The sequence below is a fragment of the Bacillus sp. SIMBA_008 genome, assembly GCF_046535495.1.
GTDB lineage: Bacteria > Bacillota > Bacilli > Bacillales > Bacillaceae > Bacillus > Bacillus subtilis.
Genome location: NZ_JAWRWL010000458.1, coordinates 1 through 272 on the forward strand (window position 1 = coordinate 1; position 272 = coordinate 272).

Annotated in this window: 1 protein-coding gene; it reads right to left on the reverse strand. The window is 39.0% G+C overall.

All coding sequences use genetic code 11. The annotated features are described in order from the left end of the window. Positions 1–272, reverse strand: a 272-nt coding sequence (locus tag SB658_RS24010; protein ID WP_410602849.1) for an NUDIX domain-containing protein, incomplete at both ends; no start/stop codon positions are given.

Genomic DNA, 272 nt, shown 5'->3' on the forward strand with positions numbered 1-272 from the left:
TCATCAATTTCAAAGCCCTCCAGCTGCATGTTTTCACATTTTCTTGTGAAAAGCTGCTGTGCATCCATTAGCTTTGCTCTGTAAAGTCCAGCGACTTCTTCTTTTTGTAATTGAATGTTCATCTGCTCTTCTTGATGGACATAAAGATAGACATGGCAAAATTCACGATCAGTCAAATCGGATAGATGGATTTCATCCTGTATAACTCCTGCAAAGGTCAAATCCTCAAAAGGTATAGTAAGACCAATCTCTTCTTCTACCTCTCTCATACC